6 protein-coding genes are annotated in these 2,977 nt (G+C 64.8%); all 6 read right to left on the bottom strand.

All coding sequences use genetic code 11. The features are described 5' to 3' along the window. On the bottom strand, positions 1–584 hold a 584-nt coding region (locus V7D63_RS13395; protein ID WP_333592775.1), incomplete at its 3' end, for a proton-conducting transporter transmembrane domain-containing protein. An 8-nt stretch (positions 585–592) separates the two neighbouring features. Beyond that, complete coding sequence (gene nuoK, locus V7D63_RS13390; RefSeq protein ID WP_333592774.1) at positions 593–901, bottom strand: NADH-quinone oxidoreductase subunit NuoK; 309 nt, start codon at positions 899–901, stop codon at positions 593–595. Further along, a complete protein-coding gene (locus tag V7D63_RS13385; protein ID WP_333592773.1) occupies positions 901–1,527 on the bottom strand; it encodes an NADH-quinone oxidoreductase subunit J in 627 nt (208 codons plus the stop codon). The genes nuoK and V7D63_RS13385 overlap by 1 nt, the downstream gene beginning before the upstream one ends. A 63-nt stretch (positions 1,528–1,590) precedes the next feature. Continuing rightward, positions 1,591–2,082 carry an NADH-quinone oxidoreductase subunit NuoI gene (nuoI, locus tag V7D63_RS13380; protein WP_333592772.1) on the bottom strand — a complete coding sequence of 164 codons (492 nt, stop codon included), beginning with the start codon at positions 2,080–2,082 and terminating at the stop codon, positions 1,591–1,593. After that, a complete protein-coding gene (locus tag V7D63_RS13375; RefSeq protein ID WP_333592771.1) occupies positions 2,079–2,294 on the bottom strand; it encodes a hypothetical protein in 216 nt (71 codons plus the stop codon). The genes nuoI and V7D63_RS13375 overlap by 4 nt, the downstream gene beginning before the upstream one ends. Further along, positions 2,291–2,977 (bottom strand): complex I subunit 1/NuoH family protein (locus V7D63_RS13370; RefSeq protein WP_333592770.1); only part of this gene is annotated, 687 nt, incomplete at its 5' end. The genes V7D63_RS13370 and V7D63_RS13375, both read right to left, overlap by 4 nt.

Raw genomic sequence — 2,977 nt, 5'->3', positions numbered from 1 at the left:
GTGCCGAACATCCAGAACACGGTCATGATGCCCAGGGCGAAGCCGAAGTCGCCGACGCGGTTGACGACGAAGGCCTTGATGGCGGCGGCGCTGGCCGACGGTTTCTTGTACCAGAAGCCGATCAACAGATAGGACGCCAGCCCCACCCCTTCCCAGCCGAAGAACAACTGCATGAAGTCGGCGGCGGTCACCAGCGCCAGCATGGCGAAGGTGAAGAGAGACAGATAGGCGAAGAACCTGGGCTTGTCCGGGTCCTGGGCCATGTAGCCCCAGCTATACAGGTGGACCAGCGACGACACCGTGGTGACCACCACCAGCATGGTCGCCGACAGGGCGTCGATGCGGATCGACCAGGTCGACTGGAAGTCGCCGACGTTGATGAACGGCAACAGCTCCAGCGTGAACGGCGCCATGTGGCCCCAGGTGTGCTGGTAAAAGACGATCCAGGCCACGGCGCACGAGAAGAACAGCAGGCCGGTGGTGATCGTCTGCGACGCGACATCGCCGATGCGGCGGCCGGTCAGGCCGGCGACGGCGGCGCCGAGCAGTGGGGCGAAGACGCCGAGGGTGACGAGGGTCTCGATATTCACGGTCAGCCCTTCATCACGCTGGCGTCGTCGACCGCGATGTCGCCGCGGTTGCGGAAGAAGGTCACCAACACGGCCAGACCCACGGCGGCTTCAGCGGCCGCAACGGTCAGGACGAACATGGCCATCACCTGCCCGGCCACGTCGTTCAGATGGGTCGAGAAGGCGACGAAATTGATGTTCACGGCCAGCAGGATCAGCTCGACCGACATCAGGATGATGATGACGTTCTTGCGGTTCACGAAGATGCCGAACACCCCGATGGTGAACAGCATGGCCCCGACCGCCAGATAGTGCTGCAAGGTGATGTCCATCAGCGAAGCTCCTCGGGCGTCACGCCCACGCCGGTCTGGACGCTCTTGACCTCCATGGCGGTCTTGGCGTCGCGGCCGACCTGGCGGCTGACGTCCTGGCGTTTGATGCCCGGCTTGTGTCGCAGCGTCAGGACGATGGCGCCGATCATGGCGATCAGCAGCACGATCCCGGCCGCCTGGAAGAAATAGACGTAGTCCGTATAGAGCACCCGCCCGATGGTCTCGATATTCGAGGCGTCGGCGCTCGCCACGGCCGGGCCGGTCACGTCGCGCGCGGCCCCGCCCTGCACCACGGCCATGGACACCATGATCATCTCGGCCAGCAGGATGCCCGCCACGATGCCGCCCAGCGGCAGGTAGCGCGCATAACCCTCGCGCAGGCGCACGAAGTCCACGTCCAGCATCATGACCACGAACAGGAACAGCACCGCGACGGCGCCGACGTAGACCACGACCAACAGCATGGCCAGGAACTCGGCCCCCATCAGCACGAACAGTCCGGCCGAGGAGAAGAAGGCCAGGATCAGCCACAGCACGCTGTGCACGGGATTGCGCGCGGTCACGACCAGCAGGCCGGACACCACGGCCGTCGCGGCCAGAAGATAGAAGGCGAGTCCTTGCAGCATTTGCGGGACCAAGCCCCTTTCACGATCAGTGCGGCGATCCCATCGGGGGAATCGCGGCCGGGTTTAGCGATACGGCGCGTCGAGTTCCAGATTCTTGGCGATCAGCCGTTCCCAGCGATCGCCGTTCAGCAGCAGACGGGACTTGTCGTAATACAGTTCCTCGCGCGTCTCGGTGGCGAACTCGCTGTTCGGTCCCTCGACGATGGCGTCCACCGGGCAGGCCTCCTGGCACAGGCCGCAGTAGATGCATTTGACCATGTCGATGTCATAGCGGGTCGTGCGACGGCTGCCGTCGGCGCGCGGTTCGGCCTCGATGGTGATGGCCTGGGCCGGGCAGATGGCCTCGCACAGCTTGCAGGCGATGCAGCGCTCCTCGCCGTTCGGATAGCGGCGCAGGGCGTGCTCGCCCCGGAAACGCGGCGACTGCGGGTTGCGCTCGAACGGATAGTTCACCGTCGCCTTGGGCTTGAGCATGTATTTGACGGTCAGGCCGACGGCCCCCACGGCGTCGACCAGCAGGGCGCCTTTCACGGCTTGCTTCAGGCGGGCGATCATTGCGGGTCTCCCGGACGGCGGCAGTCGCGGCGATAGCGATCCGTGTCCTTGTTCATCATCTGGCACAGGCGCGTGCGCTCTTCCTCGCGGCGGACGATCTCGTCCTGGCGGCGCTGCCACTGGCTCGGCGTGGTCGGCATGGCCTCATAGGGCTGAAAGGCGCAGGCGCCAGTCCCCAGGGTGATGGCGGCGATCAGGGTCATGCGGATCACGCCCCCACCCCGAACACCCGCCAGGCCGCCACGACCACCACGGCCACCAGCGACGTCGGCAGAAAGATCTTCCAGCCCAGGCGCATCAACTGGTCATAGCGGTAACGGGGCACGAAGGCCTTCACCAGGGCGAACATGAAGAACCAGAAGACGATCTTCACGAACAGCACGCCGAACAGGAACAGGTTGCGCACCCATTCGGGCCAGTCGGCGGCGAAGTCGATCGGGAAGCCCGGGTTCCAGCCGCCGAAGAACAGCAGGCTGATCATCACGCACATGAAGACGATGTTGGCGTATTCGCCGATCATGAACAGCAGGTAGGGGGTCGAGCTGTATTCGACCTGATAGCCGGCCACCAGTTCCGATTCCGCCTCGGGCAGGTCGAACGGCGGGCGGTTGGTCTCGGCCAGGGCCGAGATGAAGAAGATGATCGCCATCGGGAACATCACGACCACGGTCGGCCAGGTGTCCAGGCCGCCGCCGAAGGCGAACCAGTTCCAGATCCAGCCGTCCTGCTGCGACACGATCGCGGTCAGGTTCATCGACCCGGCCAGCAGGATGACGTTGACGATGATCAGGCCGATCGAGACCTCATAGGACACCATCTGCGCCGCCGACCGCAGCGAGCCGAGGAACGGGTACTTCGAGTTTGAAGCCCAGCCGCCCATGATGATGCCGTACAC

Source organism: Brevundimonas sp. (assembly GCF_036732845.1).
Classification (GTDB): domain Bacteria; phylum Pseudomonadota; class Alphaproteobacteria; order Caulobacterales; family Caulobacteraceae; genus Brevundimonas.
This window is presented reverse-complemented; position numbering and strand designations above follow the sequence as displayed.

Bases quoted from the DNA above. Each gene is read 5' to 3' on its own strand.
- nuoK (WP_333592774.1), bottom strand. From the start codon at position 901: ATGGACATCACCTTGCAGCACTATCTGGCGGTCGGGGCCATGCTGTTC.
- V7D63_RS13385 (WP_333592773.1), bottom strand. From the start codon at position 1,527: ATGCTGCAAGGACTCGCCTTCTATCTTCTGGCCGCGACGGCCGTGGTG.
- nuoI (WP_333592772.1), bottom strand. From the start codon at position 2,082: ATGATCGCCCGCCTGAAGCAAGCCGTGAAAGGCGCCCTGCTGGTCGAC.